The sequence below is a fragment of the Synechococcus sp. CS-197 genome, from assembly GCF_025128215.1.
In the GTDB taxonomy this organism is placed as follows: Bacteria; Cyanobacteriota; Cyanobacteriia; order PCC-6307; family Cyanobiaceae; genus Synechococcus_C.
In genome coordinates, this window is sequence record NZ_JAHLZC010000017.1 from 1 (window position 1) to 13843 (window position 13843).

The 13843-nt window shown below is 60.5% G+C and carries 13 protein-coding genes, 1 tRNA gene and 2 pseudogenes; 3 read left to right on the forward strand and 13 right to left on the reverse strand.

The window, feature by feature from the left end; translation table 11 throughout:
• Positions 1–156: 156 nt before the first annotated feature.
• A complete protein-coding gene (locus tag KQ296_RS06940; protein WP_011933974.1) occupies positions 157–1230 on the reverse strand; it encodes a metallophosphoesterase in 1074 nt (357 codons plus the stop codon).
• A 26-nt stretch (positions 1231–1256) separates the two neighbouring features.
• Between KQ296_RS06940 and KQ296_RS06945 the strand changes: the two are divergent.
• Positions 1257–1370 (forward strand): annotated as a pseudogene (locus KQ296_RS06945) (photosystem II q(b) protein); the annotation flags it as partial.
• Between the two features lie 40 nt (positions 1371–1410).
• Here the strand turns inward: KQ296_RS06945 and KQ296_RS06950 are convergent.
• Together KQ296_RS06950 and KQ296_RS06955 are read right to left on the reverse strand one after the other, a co-directional pair.
• On the reverse strand, positions 1411–2601 hold the full coding sequence (locus KQ296_RS06950; RefSeq protein WP_011933972.1) for a DUF389 domain-containing protein: 1191 nt from the start codon (positions 2599–2601) through the stop codon (positions 1411–1413).
• Between the two features lie 83 nt (positions 2602–2684).
• Positions 2685–2757: transfer RNA gene (locus tag KQ296_RS06955), tRNA-Thr, on the reverse strand.
• Between the two features lie 82 nt (positions 2758–2839).
• On the opposite strand from KQ296_RS06955, the gene KQ296_RS06960 reads away from it, so the two are divergent.
• Positions 2840–3061, forward strand: a complete 222-nt coding sequence (locus KQ296_RS06960; protein ID WP_186473456.1) for a DUF3493 domain-containing protein — start codon at positions 2840–2842, stop codon at positions 3059–3061.
• Positions 3062–3109: 48 nt separating this feature from the next.
• Here KQ296_RS06960 and KQ296_RS06965 read toward each other — a convergent pair.
• From KQ296_RS06965 to KQ296_RS07010, 10 genes and pseudogenes are all read right to left on the reverse strand, one after another.
• A pseudogene (locus KQ296_RS06965) lies at positions 3110–3664 on the reverse strand (low-complexity tail membrane protein); the annotation flags it as partial.
• Positions 3664–7035: a translation initiation factor IF-2 gene (gene infB, locus KQ296_RS06970; RefSeq protein WP_011933970.1), complete on the reverse strand. Its 3372-nt coding sequence runs from the start codon at positions 7033–7035 to the stop codon at positions 3664–3666. The gene infB and the pseudogene KQ296_RS06965, both read right to left, overlap by 1 nt.
• 63 nt (positions 7036–7098) lie before the next feature.
• Positions 7099–7380 (reverse strand): YlxR family protein, encoded by a 282-nt coding sequence (locus KQ296_RS06975; protein ID WP_011933969.1) that lies wholly within the window; start codon positions 7378–7380, stop codon positions 7099–7101.
• Positions 7377–8786, reverse strand: coding sequence for a transcription termination factor NusA (gene nusA / locus KQ296_RS06980; protein ID WP_011933968.1), 1410 nt, complete (start codon positions 8784–8786; stop codon positions 7377–7379). Before nusA ends, KQ296_RS06975 begins: the two co-directional genes overlap by 4 nt.
• A 48-nt stretch (positions 8787–8834) precedes the next feature.
• Complete coding sequence (gene rimP, locus KQ296_RS06985) at positions 8835–9302, reverse strand: ribosome maturation factor RimP (protein ID WP_011933967.1); 468 nt, start codon at positions 9300–9302, stop codon at positions 8835–8837.
• A 144-nt stretch (positions 9303–9446) separates the two neighbouring features.
• On the reverse strand, positions 9447–9953 hold the full coding sequence (locus KQ296_RS06990; protein WP_011933966.1) for a hypothetical protein: 507 nt from the start codon (positions 9951–9953) through the stop codon (positions 9447–9449).
• A 43-nt stretch (positions 9954–9996) separates the two neighbouring features.
• The gene (grrM, locus tag KQ296_RS06995; protein WP_011933965.1) at positions 9997–11148 is read right to left on the reverse strand and encodes a cyclophane-forming radical SAM/SPASM peptide maturase GrrM/OscB; all 1152 of its coding nucleotides are present in this window, start codon (positions 11146–11148) and stop codon (positions 9997–9999) included.
• Positions 11145–11480 (reverse strand): GrrA/OscA1 family cyclophane-containing rSAM-modified RiPP, encoded by a 336-nt coding sequence (gene grrA, locus KQ296_RS07000; protein WP_011933964.1) that lies wholly within the window; start codon positions 11478–11480, stop codon positions 11145–11147. The genes grrM and grrA overlap by 4 nt, the downstream gene beginning before the upstream one ends.
• 34 nt (positions 11481–11514) lie before the next feature.
• Complete coding sequence (gene grrP, locus KQ296_RS07005; RefSeq protein WP_011933963.1) at positions 11515–12453, reverse strand: extracellular substrate binding-like orphan protein GrrP; 939 nt, start codon at positions 12451–12453, stop codon at positions 11515–11517.
• Between the two features lie 113 nt (positions 12454–12566).
• Positions 12567–12836, reverse strand: coding sequence for a hypothetical protein (locus tag KQ296_RS07010; RefSeq protein ID WP_041428675.1), 270 nt, complete (start codon positions 12834–12836; stop codon positions 12567–12569).
• Between the two features lie 170 nt (positions 12837–13006).
• Between KQ296_RS07010 and KQ296_RS07015 the strand changes: the two genes are divergently transcribed.
• Entirely contained in the window at positions 13007–13711 is a 705-nt protein-coding gene (locus tag KQ296_RS07015) for a response regulator transcription factor (protein WP_011933961.1), read from the forward strand.
• Positions 13712–13843 lie beyond the last annotated feature (132 nt).

Consider the following 13843-nt stretch of genomic DNA (forward strand, 5'->3'; position numbering starts at 1 on the left):
CCCCCTCGACCTGGCTGCTGCTGAGTCCACTCCTGTGGCTCTGCAAGCACCCGCCATCGGCTGAGGCTGAAGTCTCCAAAAGATTCAGCGTCAGTTGAATCGGAAAGCCCCCACCGAAAGGTGGGGGCTTTTTGTTGGTTTATTGGGATTGACGACCTATCCGCGTTGCGTGCGCTGCCACTGGGTACTGCGTCGACGTGCCTCAGCAAAACCAGGCGCAACAATGGTTGTTGGGAGCAGGTCTGGCTGCATCTCAGAGAGTGTGTTGAGGTTCAGTGTTCTCTCTGAGATGCATTGATCGGAAACAGACCAATCCAGCAGTGTGAGCGAGGCCGCTGAAGCGATGTTGCTGCCGAGCAGTCGCCTCGGGCCACTGCCCATGGCACCCAGGCTCAGGAGTCGGAGGCCCAGGGCTTCGGCGGGATACCAGGCATGGTGATGCCCTGAGATAACAAGATCCACCTGTGCCTGGCGCAATTCGGCAGCCAGCGATCCGGCGTCGTGGATGCATTCGCCAGCGCGCGCCCGGCCTTGGCTGAAGGCCGTTAGTGGCAGGTGGCCCACGACAAGACAGAGGTCATCCTTGTGTCGCTGCGGCGCGTTTAAAGCGCGGGAGAGCCATTGCCGCTGTGCACTGCTCACAGTTGCGGATGAGGCATCCATCACAACGAGGAAAAGACCAGGTCCATGCCATGCGTACTGGAATGGAAAATTGATCGCTTCTGTCAGTCCTGGTGACAGCGCATCACGATGCTGGTTCCAGAAGAATGAAGCTTGCTGGCGCTCCCGTGCGTAGATGTAGCGGCCCTGAAACCGCTGGCTTGATGCATCGTGATTTCCGATCGCTGGCAGAAGTGGAATGCCGGCTGTCTGCAGTGGCCGTTGGACAGAGACCTGAAAGCCTTCCCACATCGCTGCGAGCTGGCGGTCGGTGAGCGACGTCTTCTGGCCAGCCACCATGTCACCGGCACAAATCACCAGATCGGGCTTCTGCTGCAACAGAAGGCTCACGCCCCGTTCAACAGTGGAGCCATAGCTGGTGCTGCCGTAGGAGCGGTTGAGATCGCTGATCAGTCCAATCCTGACAGGGTTGTTTTGTGCTTGGGGGGAACTGGACTGCCCTGAAGCGAGAGGTTGCGCAGTCGCCTGCCTCAGCAGGGCCTCCAAGGCCGAAGCCGATGCGGCGGCGGCCATGAGCCGCAGAAAGTCGCGCCGTCCGGGTTGTTTCATCAGCGGACCTTATGCCTGAACGGGGTGATGGTCCGGGCCGCGTCCTGAACACCCGGGTTGATGTGCTCAACCGCGCCAACCTCGACCTGGCTGCTGTTGAGTCCACTCCTGTGGCTCTGGAAGCTCCCGCCATCGGTTGATCGAGAAAGCCTGAGGCTGAAGTCTCCCAAAGATTCAGCGTCAGTTGGATCGGAAAGCCCCCTCCTCGGAGGGAATCGTTTGTTGTGGATTGGCTGTTCCAGGCAGCAGTGCCTCAATCTCCAGGTTGTTCCCCGCTGAGTTGGCGTTTGGTTCGATCGGAGCAATGGATTGTTCCGGCTCAGGTGCAGGCGCCAACTCTGGTTCTGTTGCCGGTGTCTCAGGATTTGGAGCGACTTCAGGACCGACAACATCCACTGCAGTGCGCTGCACGACCAACCGAAAACGACGGTTTTGCCGTCGGTTGATTGCTTTCTGTACCGCCGAGACCTGCTTGAAACTGGGCAGGTCTGGATCCGAAACCCGCACGATGACGCGGATGACCGGCGGATTCTGATTCCAGGCGATATCAACACGCTCCACATCCACAGATTCCCGATCACCGAAGGTCAACGTCTCCCGCGTCAGAAAGCTCTCGATGGTCTCTTGCAGCATGTCCCGGGTGCTGTCCTTCCGGGCTCTGTCCAGGAGATTGAAAAAACTGCTTCCCAGTGGGAGGAGGAGCAGACCGGTGAGGGTGAAGCTCGCAGCGCTGAGGTGACTGCGCCGGAACACCTGTCTGAATTCGGGATCCTTCCAGGCCATCAGCACAAGGCCACCGGTGAGGATGCCCAGCAGGTTGGTGGCAAACAGCAGTCCAGCCCCTGCAGCATCGTTCCACTGTTGCTGTGAAAGCAGCAGTCCCATCACGCACACTGGCGGAACCAGAGCCACGGCAATGGCCGTTCCGGCGAGGGAGCTCACCGCATCGCTGCGCAGCTTGGCGTAGGTGGCGAGGCCACCCGCCACCAGGGCGATACCGAGATCCAGCAGGTTCGGTGTTGTGCGGGTTAGCACTTCAGTGCCGAATCGCGGGAGATCCGCAAGAGCTCCCAGCACCAGAGACAACACCGTGGTGCTCACCACCCCCACCATCAAGGTGCGCAGCGACCGCCCCAGCAGTTGAACCTCTCCAAGCAGAATCGCAAACGCAGCCGCCCGCAGCGGCATGATCCACGGGGCCACCACCATGGCGCCGATCACAACAGCAGCGCTGTTCGCCAGCAGTCCGAGCGTGGCGATCAGGCTCGCCCCCACACTCAACACGATGAAGACCTCGTCGAGGGCTGCATCGTTCATATGACTGCGGTGCAGTCGTTTGAGCATGCGGCTGGAGTCGCTTTCCGAATCCATGAACCGTTTGAATCAATCTCAGCAGCCTGATGGATTCAGGGTGCTGAACAACGGCTCAGGTGCGGAAAGCAACAGACGTTTCAAGCCGATGACCTGACTTGAACAGGCGACCCACGCTTTACGAAAGCGTTGCTCTACCAGCTGAGCTACATCGGCGACCTAAGGAAATTAACATTCAGGACCTCGCGCATTGTCCGTGACATCCGATCAACAGGACGGCAGAGATCTGGATCCGGCCATGCGACAGAGACTCCTCCAGGAGTCACGAACTCCCTGGAGGGGGCTCAGACGTCTCCTCTGGGTCGCTTTGTTCGGTTCCGGCGGGCTCGGGCTCTTCGTGATGGCGTTCCGGCTCAGTGCCGGCAACCCCGTCGTCCCCAGCGACTTGTTGATCCAGATCGGAGCCGTCGTTCTGTTCGGAAGCCTGCTCTGGTTCGATCGGCCCAGAACCGAGCCCTGAGCTTGCGTTCGGGGATGGCCATGTGAGGGTCGGGAGTATGAGCACTCCGAAGCCAAAACTGGTCCGATGGCTGCGCATCTGATCGTCGCTGAGGGGCGTCGTGGCAAGAACGCTCTCGTCGGGACGGGTGAGCAGCCAAACGGCGGAACAGAGCTGTTGCCACTGCCACAGAAGCAGAGAGAGAACCAGGCCTGAGAGCAGCAACCCCGTGAGCCTGCTCCCATCTTTCAGAGGCGAAAGCTCGATCACCAGGAGGGCTGAACGGTCGATCCACCAGAACGCCATCAGCAGAAGAACCATGCCGAACACGGTGGCGCTGCGCAGTGCAATCGAGTCTTGAAGCGCGCTGAGCCGTCGCTGATCAACCTGTCGGGTTGAGAGAGGCTGGCGCACCAGCAGCAATGATCCCCAGTCCACTGGCCGTTGCACCAGCCAGTACCCAGGCGCCACCACCGACAGACTCCACACCAAGAGGCGCTCGAGGGCGGGAGAAGGCCCAAACGTGCTGCCAGACAAGATGAGCCTGAGCAGCTCGAGCTCCAGCGGAATCACGGCCAGGGCCATGAGCTGAAGCCAGAGGAGCGGCTCTCGGCGAGTGATCATCAGGTGGTGAGCTTGCGGCGCTGGGTGACCATCTTGAAGGCTTCGATCCGGTCACCGTCCTGCCAGTTGGCAAAGCGATCCGTGCCGACGCCGCACTCGAATCCAGTCGCCACTTCTTTGACGTCGTCTTTGTTGCGGCGCAGGGAGTCGAGGTCGCCGGCGTAGACGATCTCCTTCCCGCGGTGCACACGAACCTTGCAGTTCCGCTGCAGTTTTCCTGTGGTGACGTAGCAGCCGGCCACAGCGCTCTTGCCGATCGTGAACACGGCACGCACCTCGGCTTCGCCCAGGGCCTCTTCCACGAGCTCCGGTTCCAGCAGGCCTTCCATGGCCAGTTGGATGTCCTCCAGGAGCTTGTAGATCACGTCGTAATCACGCACGTCAACACCGTTGGCATCCGCAGCCTTTCGTGCTCCGGAGGCCATGGAGGTGTTGAAGCCCACAATCACGGCTCCAGAGGCTGCAGCCAGGTCGACATCGGTTTCTGTGATTTCGCCAGGGGCCGAGAGCAGCACTCTCACCTGAACTTCATCCTTCGGTAACTGCTCGAGAGAGCCAAGAATGGCTTCAACCGAGCCCTGGACATCGGCCTTGAGGATCAGATTGAGCTCCTTGAGATCGCCGTCGTTCGCCTGACCGGACATGGCGGTGAGAGAGACACGCCGTGAAGCCATCTGCTGGGCCAACCGGGTCGCCCTGGCATCGGAGGCACGGTCGCCCACCACGGCACGGGCTGACTTTTCATCCGGATAGACCTCAAACTCATCCCCGGCCGTTGGCACTTCGCTGAATCCAAGCGCTTCAACTGCACAGGATGGGCCTGCTTCCTTGAGACGAACGCTGGCGTCGTCGACCATGGCTCGAACCTTGCCGAGCACAGGACCAGCCGCCACCACATCACCCGTGCGCAGTGTTCCGTTCTGAACCAGCAGGGTGGCCACAGGACCCTTGGCCTTGTCGAGGTGTGCCTCAATCACCGTGCCACGGGCCAGGCGATCGGGATTGGCCTGGAGATCCTCAACCTCCGTGACCAGCAGGAGCATCTCAAGCAGTTTGTCGATGTTCTCCGACTTGATGGCACTCACAGGCACCATCACCACATCACCACCCCACTCCTCGGCCAGGAGGTTCTGCTCTGACAGCTCCTGCTTCACCCGATCTGGTGAGGCACCTTCTTTGTCGATCTTGTTGATCGCCACAACGATGGGCACTTCGGCAGCACGGGCGTGGCTGATGGCTTCAAGCGTTTGAGGCCGCACTCCATCGTCGGCTGCCACAACCAGAACCGCCACGTCTGTGACCTTCGTGCCGCGGGCACGCATGGCTGTGAACGCTTCGTGGCCAGGAGTGTCGAGGAAGGTGAGCCTGCGAGGTTCGCCGCTGTGCTCGATCTCCACCTGATAGGCACCAATGTGCTGGGTGATGCCACCGGCTTCGCCCGCTGCCACACGCGCCTTGCGGATTGCGTCGAGCAAGCTGGTTTTGCCGTGATCCACGTGGCCCATGACCGTGACCACGGGAGGGCGGCGGATGAGATGTTCGAGGTCTTGTTCCTCGATCATCTCCACGGTCTTCTTCGCGGCCTCTTCGACGTCGTCCTGAAGCACAGGAACGCCGAACTCCTCAGCCACGGTCTCGATCGTGGGCATATCGAGAGACTGGGTGACCGTGGCGATGATTCCCTTGAAGAAGAGGGATTTGATGATTTCCGAGCTTTCGACACTCAACATGTCGGCCAGCTCCTGAACCGTGAGGTTGTCCTCCGGCACCACGATCATTTCGGGCCTGACCTGCTTGGCTTCACGGGCTGCCCGCAGCTCCATGGCACGCCTCCGCTGGCGCTGGCGCGTGGTTTCCTTGCGGCGCTTGCGCATCGCTGCCACCGGTTTCGGCGCAGCCTTCTGCTGGGATTTCGGCTTGGATGGGCGCGCCAGGCTGGCCGACAGCACCATGTTTTGCTGCTCGCCGGCAAATCCTCCGGTCTGTGCAGCCAGGGAATCGTCGTTCTCCCCGATGATGTGGACTTTTTGACGCTGCTTCTGCGGTGAACGGTTGCGCAGCGCATCCAGCTTGGCGCTGTCATCCCAGTCGGGACGTCCGGGGCGACGTTGCCCTCCAGGCCCAGCTCCGGGCCTGAAGCCTCCAGGACGCCTTGGGGCAGTCGCCGGCGATGGCGGCGTTGCCGTCGGGCGCGAGACCGGCGGAGTTGCTTTTGGACCGTCTCCTCTCGGGGTGACAGGGGTGCCGTCGGGCCGTCTCGGCGGGGGAACACCTGGACGTCCTGATGGTTTCTGGAGCTGCATGAGCTCGCCGGGTGCAACCGGTTTGCGCATGCCAGGGGGCATGGCTGGACGGTTACCGCCCCCTGCGGGGCGTGCTCCCCCTGGAGGACGGCCACCCTCACCTCTGTTGCCGCTGCCATCTCTGCGGATCGGCTTGCCGACGAGTTCGAGCGTGTTGCCACCGGGGCGAGAGGGACGGCCTGCACCTGTCCCGGGCCGCGTGGGCGCTCCAGGACGTTGGGCTCCGGCCGGCCTTTGGGGCATGTTCCGCTGACTCCCTGGCGCACTGGGGCGAGGGCTAACAGCCGGTCTTGGAGAGCCGGGTCCTGCGCCTTGTCGGGTTGGAGGTCCCTCTGGCCGCCTGGGTTGGGGGCGGCCGACCAGTTCGGGCTTGGCAGCGGGGCGCTGCGGCGGGGGGGCCGTCCTGTTGACAGGGGTTTTGGGTTGGGGACGGCTCGGGGGAGCATTCGCCGGCCGTGGGGCATCGTTTGGAGCAGCCCGGCGGATCGGAGCGGTACCGCGAGGTTTCGCTGAAGGAGGGGAGGGTTGCTGGGGAACTGGGCGCGCAGGTGGTGAGGGAGGGCGGCTGACGGTGCGCTCCGGTGCCGTTTTTGGTTTCGGTCTGGGAACCGGTTGCTGCGCCGTTGGTTGCTGGCGCACCACCGGTTTTTGAGGGGCGCTGGTCTGTGTTGCAGAGGCTTTCGGCGCCGCAGGTCTTGAGGGGGCTGCAGGCCGTGCCGGCGGCTGCTGGGGTGATTTCGCTTTGGTCGGCGCTGCCGGTGCGGCAGGGGGGCTGCTGGCCGCGGGCTTGGGTTGCTCGGGGCGTGCCGGAGAGTTGCTGCCGGAACCTGCTTTCTGAACGGAGAGGATCGCCTTGCCTGGCGCAGGCTTGGAGGGGGAGGCTGCAGCGCGGGGTGCGCTTCCGGCCTTCAGAAGGCTGCGGATCTTGCCAGCTTCCGTTTCGCTGATCGAGCTGCTGTGACTCTTGGCCGCAATGGACAGCTTCTCAGCGGCATCCAGCACGTCTTTGTTGTCCAGACCAAGGTCCTTGGACAGCTCATAGATTCTGACTTTGCCGCTGCTGGTCATTCAGGTCTCCGGTCGGTCCGGGCACGGTGTGCCTCGGGGCACCACTCAAGGTGGGGCCAGTGTTCATCTTGCCTCAGCGACTGTCTCCTGATCAGGAACAAGTCGCTGCTTCAACGTCGCCATCACGGTGTCAGGCACCTGGCATCGCAGGGCTTTCTGCAGTCGTTTCCGACGTTGTGCTTCTTCGAGACAGCTCTCCTGAGGACAGAGATAGGCCGAACGGCCCATTCCGTGGTCAAGGAGAACCCCATCCCGATGGTCACGCACAATCCGCCAGAGAAGGCTGCGATCCAGCAGCAGACGGCAGGCGACACAACGTCTCAGGATAGGGCGTTGTGGTTTCACCGGGCCCCGTCCTCTGCGGATTCGCTGGATTCAGGCGTGACTTCGCTGGTGTCGGCGGCCTCACCCTCAGACATCACAACGTCCTCAGCCGTTTCGTCGCCATACTCCTCTTCGTCTTCGGGGAGGGGATAGAGCTCGCGCAGTCGGGCATCTTCCTCGGCTCTGGCGGCCTGTTCGGCAGCAAGCCGCTCTTCAGCTTCTCGCTGAAGCGCCTCTTCTTGCTCCCGTTGGGCAATCAGTTCTGCCACCACGGCGTCCTCTGAAGCTTGGTCGTATTCGCTGGCGTTCTTGATGTCGATTTTCCAGCCCGTCAGACGAGCTGCGAGACGAACGTTTTGGCCTTCGCGTCCAATGGCCAGGCTCAGTTGATCGGGCGGGACCAAAACGTGGGCATGCTGACCGACGGGGTCGACGAGACGCACCACGTCAACCCGGGCCGGACTGAGCGAGTTGGCGATGTACTGACCAGGATCAGACGACCAGCGAATCACGTCGATCTTCTCGCCACGCAGTTCGTTCACAACCTGCTGAATCCTGGAGCCGCGTGCACCGATGCAGGCACCGACGGGATCCACCTCCCGTTCGATGCTGTCCACGGCCACTTTGGTGCGGGGGCCAACGGAGCGGGACGGAGGATTGGCTTCCCTGGCGACGGCCACGATGCGCACGGAGCCTTCCTGGATCTCGGGAACTTCGTTCTCGAACAGATACACCACGAGCCCTGCGTTGGCTCGGCTCACGAACAGCTGGGGACCTCGTCTTGGGACTTCGCTGACCTCCTTCAAAAAGACCTTGAAGGTGGCATTGGCGCGGTAATTGTCGTTAGGGAGCTGATCCCGTCGCGGTAACTCGGCCTCCACTTCCGGACGGCCCAGGCCTGAGCTCACGGCCATGATCACGGATTGGCGTTCAAAGCGGATCACGCGGGCGGTGAGGACGGGATCCTCCAGATCGGCGAACTCCTCTTGGATCATCCGACGTTGCTGGTCCCGCAACTTCTGGGCGAGCACCTGCTTCGTGGTGGCTGCTGCCATCCGCCCGAAGTCTTCTTTTTCCGGGGTGACATCGAGCACAACGGTGTCACCGGATTGGGCGTCATCGGCGACCTGCATCACCTCTGCCAGGGCAATCTGATGATCCTCACTTTCCACTTCATCAACAATGATCTTGCTGGCGAGCACGCGATAACCCTCTTCGTCGAGGTCGAGGGCAACATCGAAATTGCTGAAATACTCCTCATCAAACGGGTCTTCACCCACGCCGAGGTAAAGCGTGCGTCGATAACGCTCATAGCCCTTGAGGAGTGCTTCCCTCAACGCCGCTTCAACCACTTGTGGGGGAAGCTTCTTCTCTTCACTGATGTCTTCGATCAGGTTGCTGAGGCCGGGAAGAAGAACGAGAGCCATCGGGTGGTGAGTGTGAAGAGAACGAAGGGAACGTGCGGTGGGGTGGACTCAGCCGGTAGGACTGATGAGCTGAACAGAAATCACAGAGGCTCTGGCGATGCGTTTAATGCGCCCGCGCACATTGACCTGGACGTGGTCGGCATTGCGTTCGAGCAAGGAGCCCTGTTGCCGTTGCTCCCTGCCTTCGTCATCGCGATAGAGGACTTCAACTGGGTAGCTGCGGAACGTCTGAAAGTCCCGATCGCTCTGGAGCTGTTCCCCGATTCCAGGGCTGCTGATCTCCAGAACATACGCCTCGGTGAGCAGAGCTTGCGACTCGAGCGCTTCACCCATGGGCCCACTGAAGCCTGCGCAATCGTCGAGAGACACATCAGAACCATCAGTGCGACGGATCTGCACCTGCACCGTCATCGGTTGTAGGTGCGTGAGAATCTGGATCTCCACCAGCTCAAAGCCGTGAGCCGCCGCTGTGCTGGCAGCGACAGGAGTGATGTCCGGTAGAAGTGGATGGGGCAAGGGCTCGTCGAGACGGTGACTCGGGCTCAGGCCCGATGGTTGATGCTGTGATCACCCTCCCGGAGAGAGGAACTCACCAGGCCTCTTTCAATGTAAGCGATGGAGGTTCCCCAGGGCCAAGCCCAGACCCTTTCAGCGCGTTGACTAATTGCACCCTTGAACTGAGATTCGGTAGCTGAAGCCTGTGGCTCCTGGATCATTGTTTGCGCCGATTTTGAAATTCACCTGACTCACGGCTTTCCCGGACGGCACAGTGAACGGTCCAAATTGAGCACCGGTGCCCGTTGGGGGCTTCATGGATTCCTGGACGACCCTGAGGTTGCTGCCGTCTGTGAATTTTAGATAGGCCTCGATCGGATAGGCACCCGGGTTGCCATCGGTTGAGTCGGCTGTGAAAAAGAGCTTGAAGGTTTTATAGGGCTGGTTGACAACAAAATCGGTGTTCCAATTTGTTCTCCCGACGGCTTTACCGACCAAGCCCTTGGGACGTTCAACCTTTTTCTTGACGATGTGGGGCTTGGGTCCGTTGCCATTGCCTCCGATTGGCATCAGAAAAGAACAACCGGCGTGAGCTTGCGGTGCCATCGAGAGCGCGCCGGACATGGCTGTGACGCAAAGGGTGATGGCGGCTGTTTTGGGTTGGATGAGCATGGCGGCTGTGGATTGGCGGGGTGGATGTCGTTGCGCGAGTTCTTCAGGGGCTGGAGGCTGTTGCCAGTTCCAATTTGTTGAGCACCACATCAACAGGAATCTGGCTTGAAAAGCGGCATGCGCAGGTTTCGGCCGCATCGAGACTTCCGTGCTCCCAGTATTTGTTGCTGCCGTTTCCGCCTCCACAGAATCCGTAGTACTCACAGGTTTGCCGACAGCGATCGGTTCCGGCCCGCATCTCCTGCAGCAGGCGTTGGAATGCGGCGCCTTCAGTGGCATCCAAGAGCGAGAGATCGCGGATATTGCCCAGATTGAACAATCCATAGCGCTCCGTTTCCACCGAGAGCAGCTCAGGGTCGAAGGTGGAAAAGTTACCGTTCGAGTCCACGCTCAGAATCGCGTAGGGGCGATTCATTTCGTTCTGAAGCAGGCGTTGACCGCCGGCGATCATGCCCATCACTTGATCGAATTCCCGGATTCGCAAAGGAAACCCATCCTGTTGATTGAGAGCCCAGAAACGGGAGAGAAATTCGCGGTAACGACGCTCCTTGACCAGCCCCTGCATCGAGGAGTTGGTATGAACACCCTCCTGCTCCTCCACGTTGAAGCCCAGTGCATGGATCCCCTCATCGCGGAAGAAGGTGTACATGCGATCGGGTTGATCGAGAGCATCCTCTGTAAGCACGGCGATCGCGTGAAAGTCGATGTTGTGCTTCCTGAGGGTGCGGATGCCCTTCAGGGTGTGCCCATGGGATCCCAGGCCGTTGCGGAATCGCCTGTGGCTGTTGTGAATGTCTTCAGGACCGTCGATGCTCACGCCGACGACGATGTTGTTGCGTTGGAAGCACTCACACCAGGCGTCGTTAATCAACGTGGCATTGGTCTGGATGTGCTGTTCAATCACTACCCCCTGGCCCTGAAGATCGGCCGTTTCCCGATGGATGATGGTGCTGGCTTCGTCGTAAAACGCAGTTGGCAGCGTGAGGGGTTCTCCGGCGTGCCAGAGAATCGAAAGGTGGGGGCCCCAAAACGGGCTTTCATACACCCGCTCCAGCAGCAGGGGGAGCTGCTGCTGGAGGTTGAAGATGTTCCGCTTTTGCCGATCTGGCAGATAGCAGTAGCTGCAGTCGAGATTGCAGAGGGAGGTCGACTGGATCACCAGAAGACCAATGGGGCCGTAATCGGATGCGTTCACCAGTTTGCGAACCCACCGCGGTAGCCATTGGCGAAGCCGCCGCCGCCGCCGCCATTCGCAAAGCCCCGGCCACCGTTGCCCCAGGCCCGGCCACCGTTGCCCCAGGCCCGGCCACCGCCGTTGCCCCAGGCCCTGGCGATGGAGTCGGGAGTGGTGCCGGTGATGCCGTTGCTCTCAAGGAGAGCCCAGGCCTTGGTTCCCATCCGTTCAATGCGCTGTTCGAGCGCATTGCCGAGATCAGGCTCGCGATGCACGGCGGCTTTCGAGGACTCGCAGAGAACGGCGCTGGTCGCGAGGACGGCGGCAAGGCTCAGCAGACTGGTTTTGTTCATGGTTCAAAAAGAGGAATGGATGAACGAGGCAGGGTCAGGACTGCTTGTTGAATTCGGCTGCCGTGGACAACACGATCGTGAAGAAGCTGCCGATCTGGTCATCACTCAGGCCCAAGGTGCTGCCACTGCCGATCCAGGAGTTGATCTCCGTGCGCACTTCGTCGTTGTCGTTGACATAGGCCGAGAGCAGACGCCCGATGGCCAGGTTGCTCATGTTCAAGAGCTTGGGTGTGGTTCCAGCCACGACGCAGCCAATGCCGGAGCGTGCATAGGGAAGGGCGGGGACCAACGCTGCTTCGGGAGCGGTTGCTTCTTGGTTGGCCTTCAGCCAGAGACTGTCGCCGCCGAGAATCTTCACTGTTCCGTCCTTCAGGGCGGCAAGCGCTTCGTCGGGGGTGTTGAAGAACTGGAAGGAGGCGTCATCCACGGATGAGGCGAGCACGTTGGCAGCCACGCTGTCTTTCACCACCCCCACCGTCTGCCCATTGAGGCTGTCGGGGGTTCCATCGTTGCCTTTCGGGGCCAGAACCCTCACGCCACCCATGGCGAAGGGAAGGGTGTAAGTGAGGGTGCGTTGGCGCTTCCAGCTGAAGGCCACGCCACAGGCGATATCAGCGGATCCGGAACGGATCTTGTTGAGTCCTTCCTGCGCCGAGCCAACGGCAACGGGTTCAATCTCAATGTCTTTGTCTTTTTTCAGCGGGGAGACATTGAGTTGATCGCGGACGGCCTCGAGAACCACGAACGAAAGGCCGTCGTAGGTGTCACCGTTCTTTTTCACCATCGGCAGGGCATCGCCGATCACAACAGCGCGCAGCTTGCCGGTGTCGAAGACGCTGCTTGTTGATTGTGCTGGGGTTGATCCTGAGGATTGTGATCCTGGTTTGTTATCAGCGTCTTTGTTTTGGCAAGCCACCAGAGCGACGGTGGAAAAGGCGAGCAGGCCAGTGGCGGCTCTCTGGATCAAACGCATGACGAGGCGGTCAGGACGTGACACGCTTACGTCTAGACATTTCGCAGAGAAGCGTCCACACCATCCTCAGAAAACATGCCTGATTGGGATCCGTGCACGCTGAGCGCACTCCTTCAGGTTTCGCTGCTCTCCCCGAGCTGAATCGCGCTGATTTCCTCAAATCCATCACCGGGCATCGACTCTCCGCGCAGACCGGGGTCCTGGTTGATGCACTGCTGCTTCTGTTCGTCGCTTTTGAGGTACTGACAGACCCGCGCCCAGAGTTTGCTGCGAGTGCCGGGTGTCCCTCGGCTGAAGAGCACGCGATCACTGGTTGATCCGTCTCCCTGAATCTCGACCTGGCAAAGCGCGCAGCGTTGAGACCCTGGTTCAGTACTCGTCATGGAAACAGTTCAACGGTGAGGGAAGGTTAGTGCTCTCGTTGGCGGCTGATTCGCGCTGGAGGGATCTCCCTCTCATCGGTAGGGAAAGCCGGTCAATCGGGCCATTTCGTCTGGCGGTGCCGCAACGGGAGTGCCCATGCTGAAGAGGTGATCAGAAAGGGAGTGGGTGCATGTTGATCTCCATTGACGATTCCTTCCGCACTCTCAATGAGCACCTGCAGGATCTGTCTCAGCATCACCGGATTCTGGTGGCGACGGACAACCGCCCTTATGCCCTGGCTCTGGCCAGTTGTTTTGCTCTGCACCACACCGAGCACCCCAGCCGTCTCGTCGGAATTGCCACGACGCAGCAAGAAGCGTTGGCCTGTCTCGATGACGTTCGTGGTCCCCTGTTGGCCTTCGTCAGTGAGCACCTGGAAAGCGGTGATGGGCTAGCGCTTGTGGCTGATCTCAAGCAGCGATCAGTGCCTCAGTCGCCAATCGCCACCGTGTTCACGTTGGAGCAAATCGACTCTCCGAGGCTGAAAGAGGTGATGGCCAGTCCTGCGGATGTGGTGCTGGCCCGCCCCAGTCTTGATCTGATGTCGATCGTGAATGCGGTGGAGTCGATCCTGGCGGGAGTGCGCTTTGTGGATCCTTCGATCCCTTATGCCCTCAGGCAGTACGAACTCAGTGGGATCCACGTTCTGTCGGAGCAGGAGCGCCGGGTTCTTCAGCTGCTCTGCAACGGTTTTACAAATAAGGGGATTGGCGAGGCGCTCTCGATTGCAGAGACCACGGCCAGAGGGCATGTGCAATCCATCATGCGCAAGTTGAACGTGAGGGATCGAACCGCCGCTGCCGTTGAGGGCATTCGGCGTCATTGGGTGGATTAATGAAATCAGAACCAGTTGAATGACTGGCGCGCGACTCGTTTGATAGGTGTGAGATCCTCATCAACTGTGTTTCTTGGGCGCCCTTGAAATCCAAGGACATGGCTGTGATTGCGATCGATTGATGCGTTCGTC

Excerpts from the sequence above, each read along its gene's own strand:
- KQ296_RS06990 (WP_011933966.1), bottom strand. The coding sequence starts at position 9,953 with ATGCTCATCCAACCCAAAACAGCCGCCATCACCCTTTGCGTCACAGCC.
- grrP (WP_011933963.1), bottom strand. The coding sequence starts at position 12,453 with ATGCGTTTGATCCAGAGAGCCGCCACTGGCCTGCTCGCCTTTTCCACC.
- KQ296_RS07015 (WP_011933961.1), top strand. The coding sequence starts at position 13,007 with ATGTTGATCTCCATTGACGATTCCTTCCGCACTCTCAATGAGCACCTG.
- infB (WP_011933970.1), bottom strand. The coding sequence starts at position 7,035 with ATGACCAGCAGCGGCAAAGTCAGAATCTATGAGCTGTCCAAGGACCTT.
- KQ296_RS06940 (WP_011933974.1), bottom strand. The coding sequence starts at position 1,230 with ATGAAACAACCCGGACGGCGCGACTTTCTGCGGCTCATGGCCGCCGCC.
- nusA (WP_011933968.1), bottom strand. The coding sequence starts at position 8,786 with ATGGCTCTCGTTCTTCTTCCCGGCCTCAGCAACCTGATCGAAGACATC.
- grrA (WP_011933964.1), bottom strand. The coding sequence starts at position 11,480 with ATGAACAAAACCAGTCTGCTGAGCCTTGCCGCCGTCCTCGCGACCAGC.
- KQ296_RS06960 (WP_186473456.1), top strand. The coding sequence starts at position 2,840 with ATGCGACAGAGACTCCTCCAGGAGTCACGAACTCCCTGGAGGGGGCTC.
- KQ296_RS06950 (WP_011933972.1), bottom strand. The coding sequence starts at position 2,601 with ATGGATTCGGAAAGCGACTCCAGCCGCATGCTCAAACGACTGCACCGC.
- KQ296_RS07010 (WP_041428675.1), bottom strand. The coding sequence starts at position 12,836 with ATGACGAGTACTGAACCAGGGTCTCAACGCTGCGCGCTTTGCCAGGTC.